Raw genomic sequence first — 14,342 nt, 5'->3', positions numbered from 1 at the left:
CTTCATGTTTTTCCATTAGGATACTTATTGTGTATCGCTATTTCAGGACGGGACAAAATAGGCATAAAAAAACGCCTCAATTTTGAGGCGTTTACTTTTGTATATAAAGAAAAAATTATGGTCTTTGTTTCTTCATTTCTTTTTCAATCATGTCATAAAACTGATCGATTTTAGGCAATACAACAATACGAGTTCTTCTGTTACGCGCTTTATTTTCAGGGGTATCATTAGCTACTAAAGGAATGTACGAACTTCTTCCTGCTGCAATTAATTGTTCTGGTTTAACACCTAATTGGTTGGTTAATACACGAATGATAGAGGTAGAACGTTTTACACTTAAATCCCAGTTGTCTAATAAAATTCCAGTACCAATGTATGGAACATTATCAGTGTGGCCTTCAACCATACATTCAAAATCTGGCTTGTCATTAACTACTTTTGCTACTTTAGCCAAAACTCCTTTTGCTTTGTCAGTAACTTCATAACTTCCGCTTTTGAATAATAATTTATCAGCGATTGATATAAAAACAACTCCTTTTTCTACATTTATTTCGATATCTGGATCAGAAATTCCTACAGCACTTTTTAAACTCGTTACTACAGCAAGAGTTACACTATCTTTTTTAGTTAAAGCATCCTGCATTCTGCTGATTTTTAAATCTTTCTCTTTGATAGATTCTAACGCTTTTTCAATATTTTCAGCACCTTTTGTAGATAATATCGTCATATCTTTAGAAGTGCTTATCAATCCTTGGTTTTGTTCTTTTAACAAAGATGCAGTTGCTGAAAGCGCTGCTTTTTCCTCTAAACAAGCATTTAATTTTACGGTAGCAGTGTTTAATAAGTCCTGAGTTTCTTTATTTCTAGCTTCTAATTCAGTATATTTCTTTTTAGAAACACAGGAAGACAATAGCGCTAAAACGGATAAGGCAATTACTATTTTTTTCATAAATGGTATTGATTTAATTAAATGTTAAAAACAAATTTACTTTTTTATATTTATTTTGTTCTAAATAAATCGTTAAAAACAACGACTTTCCTAATAAAATAGATGAAAACGATACTTTTTATGCAATAGTATTTTTGTTCTTGAAATTTAGTTCTTTTTTTATAATGAACTAAAAAAAGTTTGTAAAACGAAAAATGAGCTTTTAATATTGCTACAAAATGTTTGAATTTTCCAGTCACAAGAAATTGCATTCCTGCAATTCCATCTAGAACCATTCTGCCTAAAAGAATTGGATATAATTTATTTTCAGGAAGATTTTTTGTCAACATCAATAAGGAGTTTCTGAAATTCAAAAATGTTTTTTTTGGATTTCCTTGCTGCAAAGTTGCTCCGCCTACATGATACACTACTGATTCTGAAATGTATTTTATTTTATGACCTTTATTTAATGCGCGCCAACACAAATCAATTTCTTCCTGATGTGCAAAAAATTCGTCATCAAAGCCTTTTAATTCATTAAAAACACTACTTCTAATAAAAAAACAAGCGCCACTTGCCCAAAAAATCTCTATGTTGTCATTGTACTGGCCAAGGTCCTTTTCGATAGTGTCAAATATACGACCACGACAATACGGATACCCAAATTGATCTATAAAACCACCTGCAGCGCCTGCGTATTCAAAATATTCTTTGTTTTTAAAATCCAATATTTTAGGCTGAATTATAGCCGTATTGGGTTCGTTTAAAAAAGTTGTTAATATCGGTTGCAACCAATTCTCTGTCACTTCAATATCAGAGTTTACTAAAGCATATAGTTCTGCATCGACTTGTTTTAATGCTTCGTTGTAACCGCTTGCAAAGCCCAGATTGCCTTTGTTTTCAATAATCCTAACGGATGGGAAATGTGCTTTAACATAAGCAATAGAAGTATCTGTTGAGGCATTATCCGCAACATAAATAACTGCATCTGAGGAATTTTTTACAACAGAAGGTAAAAATTGTTCTAGCAATAAAACTCCATTCCAATTCAGTATAACTACAGCTATTTTCATAACAATTTTTGATTATTCTATTTTATACGTTGGCAATTCATGTAGGAATTGATATTTTTCATTTTCAAAATCCATTTGGCAAAAGTAGTGATTCAAACCATTGGTTACCATCAAATATTGAGCATTCATCGTCATATTATAACGAGCAATTTGGTCAAAAGTAGCTTGTGCAATTTTTACTTCGGGTGCTTTGCATTCGATGAGAATAAAAATGGAACCATCAGAATTGAAAACCACGACATCGTACCTTTTGCGCAAGCCATTGACTTTTAAAACCTTCTCTACGTTAATCAATGATTTTGGGTATTTTTTTTCTTCCAATAAAAATTGGACAACATGTTGACGAACCCATTCCTCTGGAGTAAGAATGATAAATTTTTTCCTAATTTCATCAAAAATGGAGACTTTATTTTCGCTATTTTTGAATCGAAAAGTATAGGAAGAAAAATTTAATTGCTGCATAAAGCAAAAATATAAAATAGTTTGAAGTTTCAGGTTTAAAGTTTCAAGTTTTAAAACTTAGAGACAGAGCGCTGCAACTAAATACTGAACATTTGAAAAATGGACGAGGTTTTAAAAATTGTAAATGACATTAAAAACGGGAACATCAAACCAATTTATTTTTTGATGGGCGAAGAACCGTATTTTATCGATAAATTATCTGATTTTATTGAAGAAAAAGTTTTGACCGAAGAAGAAAAAGGTTTTAATCAAACTGTTTTATACGGCAGAGACGTTTCAATAGAAGATATTATTTCGACAGCCAAACGCTACCCCATGATGGCAGAACGTCAAGTGGTCATTGTTAAGGAGGCACAAGATTTAATCCGAACAATCGACAAATTAGAAAGTTATGCCGAAAACCCTATGACAACTACGGTTTTGGTATTTTGCTATAAATACAAAACGCTTGATAAACGTAAAAAAGTAACTAAATTACTAGCGAAAAATGGTGTCGTTTTCGAAAGTAAAAAACTGTATGACAATCAAGTTGGCGACTGGATTAAGCGCGTTTTGGCAGGCAAGAAATATGAAATTGAACCCAAGGCTAATGCAATGTTGGTTGAATTTCTGGGAACCGATTTGAGTAAAATAAATAATGAACTAGAAAAACTACAAATTATTTTGCCAGTTGGAAGTACTATAACTCCCAAACATATTGAAGAAAATATAGGTTTCAGCAAAGATTTTAACGTATTCGAATTGCGAAAAGCATTAGGCGAACGCAACCAGCTGAAGGCCTATACCATTGCGGATAACTTTGCTCAAAATCCAAAAGACAATCCAATGGTTGTGACCACGGGTTTAGTCTTTAGTTTCTTTATCCAATTGTTGAAATACCATGGTTTAAAGGATAAAAACCCAAAAAATGTAGCCTCAGTTTTAGGTATAAATCCGTTTTTTATGAAGGAATATGACGTAGCTCTAAAGAATTATCCCATGAAAAAAGTAAGCCAAATAGTGGGAGCTTTACGAGATATTGATGTAAAAAGTAAAGGTGTTGGAGCCAATGCCTTATCTCATTCTGATTTATTAAAAGAAATGCTTTATAAAATATTTAATTAAAGCGTAAAAAATCCCGATATTTGCATTTCTAAAAAAACAAATATACCTCAATTATGGGAATGAATAAAAACACTATTTTAGGTTGGGCAACTTTAATAATGATTCTTATGGGATTACTATTAATAGGTTTGGGAGCTTTCCGTTACAGTGATGTTTCAGGATGGGGATTTGCCGCTGTAGGTGTTGGATTTTTAGCTAATGCTTGGGTATTTAGTTCACTTAAAGGAAGACTTTAATAGTTATTTTAAATAAATTTTAAATTAAAAAAGAAAATGGCAGACGATAAGAAAGTTATATTCTCAATGTCAAAATTGAGTAAAACCTATCAGGGAGCAGATAAACCAGTACTTAAAAATATTTATTTGAGTTTCTTTTATGGAGCAAAAATTGGTATTTTGGGTCTAAATGGTTCTGGAAAATCTTCTTTATTGAAGATTATCGCGGGAGTTGATAAAAATTATCAAGGAGATGTAGTTTTTGCTCCAGGTTATACTGTTGGATATTTAGAACAAGAACCGATTCTTGATGATAGCAAAACGGTTATCGAAATTGTAAGAGAGGGCGTTGCGGAAACTATGGCAGTTTTAGACGAATTCAATAAAATCAATGATAGTTTTGGTTTACCTGAAGTTTATGAAAATGCCGATAAGATGGAGCAATTGATGGATCGTCAAGCGCTTTTGCAAGATAAAATTGATGCATTGGGTGCTTGGGAAATCGACACTAAACTAGAAATTGCAATGGATGCTTTGCGAACTCCGGAAGGCGATACTCCAATCAAGAATTTATCTGGTGGGGAACGCCGTCGTGTAGCTTTGTGTCGTTTATTGTTGCAACAACCTGACGTTTTGCTTCTCGATGAGCCTACGAATCACTTGGATGCCGAAAGTGTCCTTTGGTTAGAACAACATTTAGCACAATACGCTGGAACTGTAATTGCAGTAACGCACGATAGGTACTTTCTAGACAATGTGGCGGGTTGGATTTTGGAATTAGATAGAGGAGAAGGTATTCCTTGGAAAGGGAATTATTCGTCTTGGTTGGATCAAAAATCAAGCCGTATGGCACTGGAAGAAAAAGTAGCTTCAAAACGTAGAAAAAACTTAGAACGAGAGTTGGATTGGGTTCGTCAAGGGGCCAAAGGACGTCAAACGAAGCAAAAAGCACGTTTGCAGAACTACGATAAATTATTGAACGAAGACCAAAAACAACTGGATGAAAACTTAGAAATCTATATTCCAAATGGTCCGCGTTTAGGAACTAATGTTATTGAAGCCAAAAATGTTGCTAAAGCTTTTGGAGATAAATTATTGTATGATAATTTAAATTTCACCTTGCCTCAAGCAGGAATTGTTGGAATTATTGGGCCAAACGGTGCTGGTAAATCAACTATTTTCAAAATGATAATGGGCGAGCAAAAACCAGATTCAGGTGAATTTTCTATTGGTGATACCGTAAAAATCGCTTATGTTGATCAAGCGCATTCCAATATTAATCCAGATAAATCGATTTGGGAAAACTTTGCAGACGGTCAGGAATTAATCATGATGGGCGGAAAACAAGTAAACTCAAGAGCGTATTTGTCGCGATTTAATTTTGGTGGCGGAGAACAAAACAAGAAAGTTTCCATGCTTTCTGGTGGGGAACGCAACCGTTTGCATCTTGCGATGACCTTAAAAGAAGAAGGAAACGTATTGCTGCTTGATGAGCCTACAAATGATTTGGATATCAACACTCTTCGTGCCTTAGAGGAAGGTTTGGAAAGTTTTGCAGGTTGTGCAGTTGTTATTTCGCATGACAGGTGGTTTTTAGACCGAATTTGTACACATATTCTAGCTTTTGAAGGTAACTCAGAAGTGTATTGTTTTGAAGGTGGATTCTCTGAATACGAGGAAAATAAGAAAAAACGTTTGGGTGGAGATTTAACACCAAAACGATTGAAATACAGAAAATTAATCAGAAGTTAATTCTGCCAGATTATTTTTTAATAATTAGAGGATGTCCAATTTGGACATCCTTTTTTTTAGCTATTTTTTTGCTTTTTTATCGGAATTCATCATGATTAAAACTGAAACAATCAAGCCAATGATTACTAAACCGAATACCACAAGCATTATAAAGGTTCCATTGTCCCAAGAGAAAAGTGTAGTGTCTTTCATGATATATTTGTTTTAAGTTTTAACAAAAATACTATCCTTATACATGAAAAGGTATGATAATTATCATGTATGAATTATTCTAAGAACCTTGCATTTAATTCCTTTGTTGGTATGATACAACTTTCCCTTTTGCCAAACCATTTGTAGCGATTTTTTGCAATATAGTCATATACAAAATTGCTAAATGAAGTTGGTAATACCGAAAAAATGGAAGCCAAATAAAACAAGCCTCCTAGTTTTTTTGCGATTTCAAAGGCCGCTTCTGATTTATAATAGTAAGCCAAACCCGGTTCGAAGAGGATTATACTATCTGTTTTTTGAGTGTCTATTCCTAAATGTTTTATAATTTCTTGACCTAAATCAGATTGTATGGCTACGAATCTAAAAATATCATTGGTATCGTGTTTAATGATGAATTGAACTGCGGAATCACACAGATTGCAAACACCATCAAAGAGGATAATTTTTTTGTCTTTAGGAATATTGAGCATTTTCTTGTTTAGTTTATCATTATGAAAATCGTACGCCATCGTGTTAGGTTGCTCAACTTGTATCTTTTTAGTGCGATTGCTTCGTTCCTCGCAATGACTTATGTTAGTCTATAGGAGAGTTATTCCGTCATTATATCTTTAATTTCTTCAAATAAATCGTTCCAAGTTGGGTTTATGGAACGAATTAAAGTATTTTTTGTTTCTCTTGAACCTGCTTTTATTTGTTTCTCTCTAGCTATAGCATCACCAATCCATTGAAATTGCTCATAATAAACTAATACATTCACATTATAACGGGCAGAAAATGAAGTAGGATATCTTTTTTCTTTGTGCTCCAAAATTCCTTGAGGTAGATTAGAAGTGACGCCTGTATAAACTACGGTTTGGTATTTATTAGTGATGATATAGATAAATCCAGGTTTCATGTTTTTTTATTTGAATTTGTCATTGCGAGGAACGAGGCAATCGAATTAAGTTGCTCAATTTGTATCCTAAATTAGTACGATTGCTTCGTTCCTCGCAATGACTTTAATCTATTTTTTCCCCGCTTCAACAAATTCCAATGCTTCTAGACTTACTTTTGAAGTAAAAACACCATAATTTACAGTTGCTTTATTTTTTTCGATACTGTCAATTGTTCCTACCGCTTTTCCATCAAACATGCGCACACGGTCACCAATTTTTAAAACGGGCTTAGGTTTTTCAACAACAACTTTTAATTTTTTCTCTTTCTTTTCCTTTCGTATTTCCTCGACTTGCACAGTTACCTCTTGGATAACCTCTTTTTTCTTCTCAATAATTGCCTTTGACTCCTTGATGGTAGCCTTTTTACGTTTAGAATTTTCGATTTCAATAATTCTCATAAATTCGCCAAGCAGTTCTTTCTTGTTTTTATTATTGAAATATTTTTCTGAAATATCTTCAATTTTTTGACCTATGTAAATTGTTTTCTGATTGCTATCGTACAATTCTTGATAACTCTCCAATTTTTGCTTTATTTTTACATTAATAGTTTCCAGTTTCTTGCCTTCTTCACGTGCTTTGGTCTCTTCCTCTTTAAGTGTTTGAGAGGTTTTTTCCATTTTTGAACGTTCTTTTTGGAGCGTAGCAATGGTTTTATCAAAACGTACTTTTCCGACTTCTATTTTCTTTTTTGCTCTGTTGATTAAGCTAAAAGGGATACCGTTTTTTAAAGCCACCTCAAAAGTAAAGGAACTTCCCGCTTGTCCCAAAGCTAATTTATACATGGGTTCTAATGTTTTTTCATCAAAAAGCATATTGGCATTGGTAGCAAAAGGCAATTCGTTAGCCAGAATTTTTAGATTAGAATAATGCGTTGTAATGATTCCAAAAGCTTCTCGATGGTAAAATTCTTCTAGGAAAATTTCAGCTAGCGCACCACCTAATTCAGGATCAGAACCTGTACCAAATTCATCAATTAAAAACATAGTTTTACTATTGCACTTTTTCAAGAAATAGTTCATGTTCTTTAATCGGTAACTGTAGGTACTTAAATGATTTTCAATAGATTGATTGTCTCCAATATCTGTTAAAATTCGATCAAAAAGAAATGTTTCACTGCGTTCATGAACAGGAATTAGCATTCCGGATTGTAACATTAATTGCAGTAAACCAACTGTTTTAAGTGAAATTGTTTTTCCACCTGCGTTAGGACCAGAAATAACTATGATTCTGTTTTCTTGATCCAGCTCAATAGTTTGCGGATGTGTAATTTCGTTTTTTTGTTTGTTATTTAAATACAAAATAGGATGGTACGCTTCTCTAAAATAAAGTCTGCGTTCCTCAGTTATTGTTGGTAATATCCCATTGATTCTATTAGCATATTTTGCTTTTGCAGCAATTACATCAATATCACTCAAGAAATCCTGATATTGAATTAGTAAATTTAAATAGGGACGAATTTGATTGGATAATAATTTCAATATTCTATTGATTTCCTCTTTTTCCTCATACTCTAAATTACTTAATTCTCTAGAATATTGCAAAGTGGCTTCGGGTTCGATGTAGGCAATACTTCCAGTTTTAGAGCTACCCATGATAGAACCTTTGACTTTACGACGGTACATGGCTAAAACGGCCAAAACCCTTCTGTTTTGTACAAAACTCTCTCTAATATCATCTAGATACCCTAATGAATTGTAATGTGTCAAGGCGGTTCCAAAGCTCTGATTTACCTTACCTCGAATAGCGTTCATGCCTCGTCGAATATTCAACAAATCAGGAGATGCGTTGTCTTTTATTTCGCCGTATTTATCCACCACATCATCGACCATGATAATGATGTCCTTGGTAAGTTCAACTTGGTTTGCTCTTAAGTTTAAATTAGGGTAATAATCTTCAAATTTTCTTAAGAAAGTCAAAAGGAAATTTACAGTAGAAGAGATTGTAGCTATTTTTCTGAAACTGTTTACTTCCAGAAAACTGTCTTCAATGGCTAGGAATTTTATCTCGTGTGTAATGGCATCAAAACCGTGATTGGGAATCGCATTATTGTTTTGGAAAGACGAAACATATTCTGAGGTTTGCAACAAAGCGCGCATCAAGGTATCTTTATCTTTAAAAGGAGTTATTTCTAAGGCTTTTTCTTTTCCAATGTCTGTATTACAGATGGTTGATATGGTTTCGAGTACAGTTGGAAATTGTAAATCTTGTAATGTTTTTTCGGTAATGGATATCATCTAGGTGTAGAATTCATTTTGAAACAAAAATAGTTAATAGCTACGACTATTTAACAGTTCTTCACAAAGTTTTAAAGAATGTTTATTGTCGTTTGTACGATATAAAAATTGATTTGAAACGTATATTTGCACTACAAAACAAGTTTATGCAAATCAATCTCATTCCCACTTGGCAAACTATTTTATCGGATGAAATCAAAAAAACCTATTTTCAGGAATTGATGGAATCTGTTGATGAGGAATATGAAAACGATACGTGTTATCCTCCGAAAAAATTGATTTTTAATGCGTTGAACTTTTGCAGTTTCAAAGATGTAAAGGTTGTTATTATTGGTCAAGATCCCTATCATGGCAATGGAGAAGCAAATGGTTTGTGTTTCTCTGTGAATGACGGTATTCGAATTCCGCCGTCTTTGCTTAATATTTTTCGGGAAATGAGCGATGATTTAGGTACTGTTTTATTTCCCACCTCTGGAAATCTAGAATCTTGGGCTACACAAGGTGTGTTGTTGTTAAATACTACGCTGACTGTTCGTAAAGACACGGCTAACAGCCACAAACACTTAAAATGGAATGTTTTTACAGATGCTGTGATTCAGAAAATATCAGAGGAGAAGGAGCATGTTGTGTTTTTGCTGTGGGGAGGTTTTGCCCACAAAAAGGGACTTAAAATAGACCGAAACAAACATTTGGTTTTAGAATCGGGACATCCATCGCCATTAAGTGCCAATCAAGGAAAGTGGTTTGGTAATAAGCATTTTAGTAAAACAAATGTGTACTTAGAACAACATAACAAAGGCGCTGTAGATTGGATTGAAAAAATCTAACAAAAGTAATGTTCCTAATCGTATGCTACTTCGCGTGACTGATGGCAGTGGAGCTCTTTTAGGACAGGCCTTTTGGCCTAGACTAAAAAGCGGGAACGAACAGCAGGACCCGAAGTTTTTGCGGAGGGGCACGCCCAAATGTGCATTAAAAAAGGTGAATTATAGTCTAATACTATTCGAATTGGAATATTTATTTTTTAATAATTTCCTCTAAAACGGCTTTGTCGGAATAATTAATAACTTTTAAAGTTACCTCTTGGTTTTTGATTGTTTTACCCTCAATGATGTATAATTTACCTTTTTTTAAATCGATATTACTCTTGTCAAAATCTACATCACCAAATTGCAAGGTATTTTTTATATCAGCAGTATCAATCCATTTTTCAGCCAAAATTATTGAAGCTTTATCGGAGTAATAGAAGGGTTTATTCCTTAAATCATTCAAAACTCTTGCATTTGGAAAATAGTTACAACGGGTATCTTTACCACTGAAAACTAAGGCTACAAAAAACAAACCGATGACCAAACCTACCAAATAATAGGCAAAACGATGTATGAATTTCATGAATTAAATTTTTTGCAAAGGTAGCTGAAAGTTTTCTTAAAAAACAATTAAATTGATGTCGTTGTTAGGCAAGTCGAACCAATCACCTATGGCGCTATTGGTCAAGATTCCGTGGTACATGTAGACCCCATTTTTTAATCCTTTATCGCAACGAATTGCACTTTCGATACCACCATCTGCTGCTATTTGCAACAAATAAGGCGTTATGATATTGCTGATGGACAAGGAGGCAGTTTTAGAATAACGAGAGGGAATATTGGGTACACAATAGTGTAAAACATTACTTTTTATAAACGTAGGTTTTTCGTGAGATGTTACTTCTGAAGTTTCAAAACAACCACCAGTATCGATGCTGACATCTACAATTACGGCACCGTTTTTCATGTTTTCGACCATAGTTTCGGTAACAACAACAGGGCAACGGTCTTTTCCTCGCATGGCTCCAATTGCCACGTCACATCGTCTCAAGGCTTTTAATAAGGCTTTTGGTTGTATTGTAGAAGTAAAAATTCGTTGGTTCAAATTATTTTGTAATCGGCGTAATTTTGTGATGGAATTATCGAATACCTTGACATTTGCACCTAAACCTATGGCAGTTTTAGCGGCAAATTCGCCTACTGTTCCTGCCCCAATTATAACCACATCAGTAGGAGGAACTCCTGTTATGTTACCAAATAAAAGTCCTTTACCAAATTCATTCGTAATCATTAACTCAGCTGCAATAAGGATGGACGCAGTTCCTGCAATTTCAGATAAAGACTTTACCGCAGGATAAGTTCCACCTTCATCTTTGATGTATTCGAAAGCAAGAGCGGTAATTTTCTTTTTGGTCAACGCTTCAAAATAGTTTTTTTTTCTGGTTTTTAATTGTATAGCAGACAGTACAATGGTTTGCGGGTTCATTAACTCAATTTCGGCTAAAGTCGCCGGCTCAACTTTTAGAATCATCGGGCAACTGAATACTTTTTTAGTATCACTGGTCACTTCAGCACCTGCATCACAATATTCCTTATCGGTGTAACTAGAATTTAGACCAGCTCCAGCTTCAATCATTACCCTATGGCCGTGGTAGGTCAGCGAGTTTACAGCATCTGGCGTCAGGCAAATACGGCGTTCTTGGTAACTAGTTTCTTTTGGAATACCAATGAAAAGTTCACTTTTTTGTCTTGCAACTTCCAGTTTTTCTTCTTGAGGTAAAAGCTGTTGTTTGGTAAATGGCGTTATAGTAATTGACATTGCTGTTGATAAATTAAGGGTACAATTTACGCAAAAAGTTTTAAAAATTTTGCAACTTTAATTTTGTTGAATTGATTTCAAGTTTAGTGTATTTCACTTTATAGTTCGCTCCATTTTGATATCAGCTCTTTCATATATACCCTCTTCCAAGGGAATTTCAACAAAACCAAATTTTTCATACAAATGTATAGCAGATACCAGCTTTCTGTTGGAATATAAAATCAGTTTGTCCCATTTTTTTTCTTGGGCAAATGTTATACAATGGTTTAGCATTTTTGTTCCAATTCCTAATCCTTGCACACCATCAGTAACAGCCATTTTACTTAATTCAAAGGTCGAATTGTCAATTTTTATAAGTGAAACAGTGCCAATAATGGCATCTTTGTGTTTGGCATAAAAAATAAATCCCCCTTTGTCAATAATTTGCCCTTGTGGATCCGAAAGCACAATTTCATCTTTGGGCTCTACTTTGAAATATTTGGTAAGCCATTCTAAGTTTAAGATTTTTATAGGAGCTGCTAATTCAGCCGAAAAAGGAATGATTTCAATGATAAGATCTGCGTTCATGATCAAATTTTTATTTTAGTGTTAAAGAACGTGTTCCGTCCGGAAGTAATGAGATCGTAATAACCGAATGAACTTCTGGAATTAGATTCGGAATTTTTTCTGCCCATTCTATAAAACACCAATTTCCAGAATACAAATAATCATCAACACCCATATCTAAAGCCTCTTCTTCTTTGTTTAATCTGTAAAAATCAAAATGATAGACTAATATATTGTTATCGGCCTCATATTCGTTGACCAAAGAAAAAGTCGGACTGCTTGTTGCGCCAGTTACGCCTAATGTTAGGCACAATTGCTTGATTAATGTGGTTTTACCCACGCCCATTTCTCCATGAAAAAGAATTATTTTATTAGGCTTTTCGGCTATGATTTTTTGCGCAACTTCTTCGAGTTGGTCAATAGAAAAAGTGATATTCATTCTGATAAAATTGTTTAAAGTTCTTAACATACACTAAAAACTGATACTGACTACTTTTTTTACTTTGGATTAAAAACTAAAAACGGAATAATCATTTCTTCTAATGATATTCCACCGTGCTGATACGTATTTTTGTAATAACTCACATAATGATTGTAGTTGTTCACGTAGGCTAAAAACAAATCATTTTTTGCAAAAATATAAGAACTACTCATATTAATGGTAGGCAAGCCAATATTTTTTGGTTCTTTTACAGCATAGACATCTTTGTGTTCGTAGGTTAAACTGCGACCTGTTTTGTACCGTAAATTTAAGCTTGTGTTTTTATCACCCACAACTTTCGATGGATTTTTTACATTGATGGTTCCGTGATCAGTGGTCAAAATCAATTTAAAACCCATTTTTTGGGCCTGTTGTATAATTTCTAATAAAGGTGAATTCTTGAACCAACTCAACGTTAGTGAGCGATATGCCTTGTCATCGGAGGCTAATTCTTTCACTACATCCATTTCAGTTTTAGCATGAGAGAGCATATCGACAAAGTTATAGACAATAGTCACTAAGTCGTTATCTTTTAAGGCTTTAAAGCTTTCGGCTAATTTTTTACCACCAGCAAGACTTGTTATTTTAAAATAGTCCTCCTTAAGATCTAATCCCAACCGTTTCAATTGAGCGGTCAAAAACTCTGCTTCAAAAAGGTTTTTACCTCCTTCTTCGGGATCGTTTTTCCAATACTGAGGGAACTGTTTTTCCATTTCCAAGGGTGTTAAACCCGAGAAAATAGCGTTTCGCGCGTATTGTGTCGCCGTAGGAAGAATAGAATAATAGGGCACTTCTTTCTCTAATTTATAGTAATTTCCTACTACACTTTCAAAAGTTTTCCATTGGTCATAGCGAAGATTATCAATTACAACAAATAAAATAGGCTTGTCCTTTTTCTTGAGTTCTGGAAGCACTAATTCTTTGAACAACGTGTGCGATTGAACTGGTTTATCCGCTTTTGGAGCATACCAATCCTCATAATTGCGTTCGATGAATTTTCCAAATTGTGAATTGGCTTCTGTTTTTTGAGATTCTAGAATTTCAACCATACCTTGATCGTCAATATTCTCTAATTCTAATTCCCAAAAAATCAGTTTTTTATACAATTCTATCCAGTCTTCATAGGAATTTACCATAGCCATTTCCATGGTGATTTTTCTAAATTCCTTTTGATAATCCAGCGTTGTTTTTTGAGAAATCAATCGGGAATGATCCAAGTTTTTTTTCAAACTCAATAAAATTTGATTCGGATTCACAGGTTTGATTAAATAATCGGCGATTTTAGAACCTATGGCTTCCTCCATAATATATTCTTCCTCACTTTTGGTGATCATAATCATAGGAACCGTAGATTTTTTTTCTTTCATGTCTGAAAGTGTTTCCAAACCACTCATACCGGGCATGTTTTCATCTAAAAAAACAATATCAAAATTATTTTCTTCAAATATTGTGATGGCATCAAGTCCATTATTACAAGTGGTTACCTCGTAATTTTTCTTTTCTAGAAATAATATATGTGGTTTCAAAAGGTCGATTTCATCATCTACCCAAAGTATTTTTATTTTATTCATAAGGTGCATTTACAAGTGTTCAGTTGAACGAGATTAAAGTGCCAAATTACATTTTTTTGCAACTGTAATCTGCTAATATTTTGATAATTTTTGACAAAATACAGGACACTAAGACAAAACTCAAGTTCTATTTTATTATTTTTTTTATAATTATAAGACTGTTTTAAATCGTAGTTCATTTGAAAAATTGAATTTTTAAA

16 protein-coding genes are annotated in these 14,342 nt (G+C 33.7%); 4 read left to right on the top strand and 12 right to left on the bottom strand.

Annotated elements, in window-relative coordinates:
* Positions 1 to 115 precede the first annotated feature (115 nt).
* Genes AC061C_RS12885 through AC061C_RS12875 form a run of 3 tightly spaced genes read right to left on the bottom strand, consistent with a single transcriptional unit; the run spans position 116 to position 2,463 of the window.
* Positions 116 to 949: an OmpA/MotB family protein gene (locus tag AC061C_RS12885; protein WP_417943883.1), complete on the bottom strand. Its 834-nt coding sequence runs from the start codon at positions 947 to 949 to the stop codon at positions 116 to 118.
* 50 nt (positions 950 to 999) lie between these two features.
* Positions 1,000 to 2,001: a glycosyltransferase family 2 protein gene (locus tag AC061C_RS12880; RefSeq protein ID WP_478291498.1), complete on the bottom strand. Its 1,002-nt coding sequence runs from the start codon at positions 1,999 to 2,001 to the stop codon at positions 1,000 to 1,002.
* 12 nt (positions 2,002 to 2,013) lie between these two features.
* A complete protein-coding gene (locus AC061C_RS12875) occupies positions 2,014 to 2,463 on the bottom strand; it encodes a type I restriction enzyme HsdR N-terminal domain-containing protein (RefSeq protein ID WP_395045966.1) in 450 nt (149 codons plus the stop codon).
* Positions 2,464 to 2,562: 99 nt separating this feature from the next.
* On the opposite strand from AC061C_RS12875, the gene holA reads away from it, so the two are divergent.
* Genes holA through ettA form a run of 3 tightly spaced genes read left to right on the top strand, consistent with a single transcriptional unit; the run spans position 2,563 to position 5,534 of the window.
* Positions 2,563 to 3,567, top strand: a complete 1,005-nt coding sequence (gene holA / locus AC061C_RS12870) for a DNA polymerase III subunit delta (RefSeq protein WP_478291497.1) — start codon at positions 2,563 to 2,565, stop codon at positions 3,565 to 3,567.
* Between the two features lie 53 nt (positions 3,568 to 3,620).
* Complete coding sequence (locus AC061C_RS12865) at positions 3,621 to 3,803, top strand: CAL67264 family membrane protein (protein WP_196851371.1); 183 nt, start codon at positions 3,621 to 3,623, stop codon at positions 3,801 to 3,803.
* A gap of 36 nt (positions 3,804 to 3,839) precedes the next feature.
* Positions 3,840 to 5,534 carry an energy-dependent translational throttle protein EttA gene (gene ettA / locus AC061C_RS12860; protein ID WP_417969633.1) on the top strand — a complete coding sequence of 565 codons (1,695 nt, stop codon included), beginning with the start codon at positions 3,840 to 3,842 and terminating at the stop codon, positions 5,532 to 5,534.
* A gap of 60 nt (positions 5,535 to 5,594) precedes the next feature.
* Here the strand turns inward: ettA and AC061C_RS12855 are convergent, their stop codons facing one another.
* From AC061C_RS12855 to AC061C_RS12840, 4 genes are all read right to left on the bottom strand, one after another.
* Entirely contained in the window at positions 5,595 to 5,726 is a 132-nt protein-coding gene (locus AC061C_RS12855; RefSeq protein WP_478291496.1) for a hypothetical protein, read from the bottom strand.
* Between the two features lie 74 nt (positions 5,727 to 5,800).
* On the bottom strand, positions 5,801 to 6,217 hold the full coding sequence (locus AC061C_RS12850) for a thiol-disulfide oxidoreductase DCC family protein (RefSeq protein WP_478291499.1): 417 nt from the start codon (positions 6,215 to 6,217) through the stop codon (positions 5,801 to 5,803).
* A gap of 119 nt (positions 6,218 to 6,336) precedes the next feature.
* Positions 6,337 to 6,642 carry a GIY-YIG nuclease family protein gene (locus AC061C_RS12845; RefSeq protein WP_478291495.1) on the bottom strand — a complete coding sequence of 102 codons (306 nt, stop codon included), beginning with the start codon at positions 6,640 to 6,642 and terminating at the stop codon, positions 6,337 to 6,339.
* Positions 6,643 to 6,750: 108 nt separating this feature from the next.
* Entirely contained in the window at positions 6,751 to 8,916 is a 2,166-nt protein-coding gene (locus AC061C_RS12840; RefSeq protein WP_478291494.1) for an endonuclease MutS2, read from the bottom strand.
* Between the two features lie 146 nt (positions 8,917 to 9,062).
* Here AC061C_RS12840 and ung point away from each other — a divergent pair, with 146 nt between their 5' ends.
* Positions 9,063 to 9,743, top strand: a complete 681-nt coding sequence (gene ung, locus AC061C_RS12835) for a uracil-DNA glycosylase (protein WP_478291493.1) — start codon at positions 9,063 to 9,065, stop codon at positions 9,741 to 9,743.
* A 190-nt stretch (positions 9,744 to 9,933) separates the two neighbouring features.
* On the opposite strand, the gene AC061C_RS12830 is transcribed toward ung, so the two are convergent.
* The 5 genes from AC061C_RS12830 to porX form a co-directional block, all read right to left on the bottom strand.
* Entirely contained in the window at positions 9,934 to 10,308 is a 375-nt protein-coding gene (locus AC061C_RS12830; RefSeq protein ID WP_478291492.1) for a DUF4258 domain-containing protein, read from the bottom strand.
* A 36-nt stretch (positions 10,309 to 10,344) separates the two neighbouring features.
* Entirely contained in the window at positions 10,345 to 11,544 is a 1,200-nt protein-coding gene (locus AC061C_RS12825) for an alanine dehydrogenase (protein ID WP_478291491.1), read from the bottom strand.
* A 93-nt stretch (positions 11,545 to 11,637) separates the two neighbouring features.
* Complete coding sequence (locus tag AC061C_RS12820; RefSeq protein WP_478291490.1) at positions 11,638 to 12,111, bottom strand: GNAT family N-acetyltransferase; 474 nt, start codon at positions 12,109 to 12,111, stop codon at positions 11,638 to 11,640.
* 10 nt (positions 12,112 to 12,121) lie between these two features.
* Positions 12,122 to 12,529: a tRNA (adenosine(37)-N6)-threonylcarbamoyltransferase complex ATPase subunit type 1 TsaE gene (tsaE, locus tag AC061C_RS12815; RefSeq protein WP_478291489.1), complete on the bottom strand. Its 408-nt coding sequence runs from the start codon at positions 12,527 to 12,529 to the stop codon at positions 12,122 to 12,124.
* A gap of 59 nt (positions 12,530 to 12,588) precedes the next feature.
* Complete coding sequence (gene porX / locus AC061C_RS12810) at positions 12,589 to 14,142, bottom strand: T9SS response regulator signal transducer PorX (protein ID WP_417969649.1); 1,554 nt, start codon at positions 14,140 to 14,142, stop codon at positions 12,589 to 12,591.
* Positions 14,143 to 14,342 lie beyond the last annotated feature (200 nt).

It is taken from the genome of Flavobacterium sp. GNP010, from assembly GCF_056428945.1.
This window is presented reverse-complemented; position numbering and strand designations above follow the sequence as displayed.

Bases quoted from the DNA above. Each gene is read 5' to 3' on its own strand.
- AC061C_RS12885 (WP_417943883.1), bottom strand. From the start codon at position 949: ATGAAAAAAATAGTAATTGCCTTATCCGTTTTAGCGCTATTGTCTTCC.
- AC061C_RS12880 (WP_478291498.1), bottom strand. From the start codon at position 2,001: ATGAAAATAGCTGTAGTTATACTGAATTGGAATGGAGTTTTATTGCTA.
- AC061C_RS12875 (WP_395045966.1), bottom strand. From the start codon at position 2,463: ATGCAGCAATTAAATTTTTCTTCCTATACTTTTCGATTCAAAAATAGC.
- holA (WP_478291497.1), top strand. From the start codon at position 2,563: ATGGACGAGGTTTTAAAAATTGTAAATGACATTAAAAACGGGAACATC.
- AC061C_RS12865 (WP_196851371.1), top strand. From the start codon at position 3,621: ATGGGAATGAATAAAAACACTATTTTAGGTTGGGCAACTTTAATAATG.
- ettA (WP_417969633.1), top strand. From the start codon at position 3,840: ATGGCAGACGATAAGAAAGTTATATTCTCAATGTCAAAATTGAGTAAA.
- AC061C_RS12855 (WP_478291496.1), bottom strand. From the start codon at position 5,726: ATGAAAGACACTACACTTTTCTCTTGGGACAATGGAACCTTTATAATG.
- AC061C_RS12850 (WP_478291499.1), bottom strand. From the start codon at position 6,217: ATGCTCAATATTCCTAAAGACAAAAAAATTATCCTCTTTGATGGTGTT.
- AC061C_RS12845 (WP_478291495.1), bottom strand. From the start codon at position 6,642: ATGAAACCTGGATTTATCTATATCATCACTAATAAATACCAAACCGTA.
- AC061C_RS12840 (WP_478291494.1), bottom strand. From the start codon at position 8,916: ATGATATCCATTACCGAAAAAACATTACAAGATTTACAATTTCCAACT.
- ung (WP_478291493.1), top strand. From the start codon at position 9,063: ATGCAAATCAATCTCATTCCCACTTGGCAAACTATTTTATCGGATGAA.
- AC061C_RS12830 (WP_478291492.1), bottom strand. From the start codon at position 10,308: ATGAAATTCATACATCGTTTTGCCTATTATTTGGTAGGTTTGGTCATC.
- AC061C_RS12825 (WP_478291491.1), bottom strand. From the start codon at position 11,544: ATGTCAATTACTATAACGCCATTTACCAAACAACAGCTTTTACCTCAA.
- AC061C_RS12820 (WP_478291490.1), bottom strand. From the start codon at position 12,111: ATGAACGCAGATCTTATCATTGAAATCATTCCTTTTTCGGCTGAATTA.
- tsaE (WP_478291489.1), bottom strand. From the start codon at position 12,529: ATGAATATCACTTTTTCTATTGACCAACTCGAAGAAGTTGCGCAAAAA.
- porX (WP_417969649.1), bottom strand. From the start codon at position 14,142: ATGAATAAAATAAAAATACTTTGGGTAGATGATGAAATCGACCTTTTG.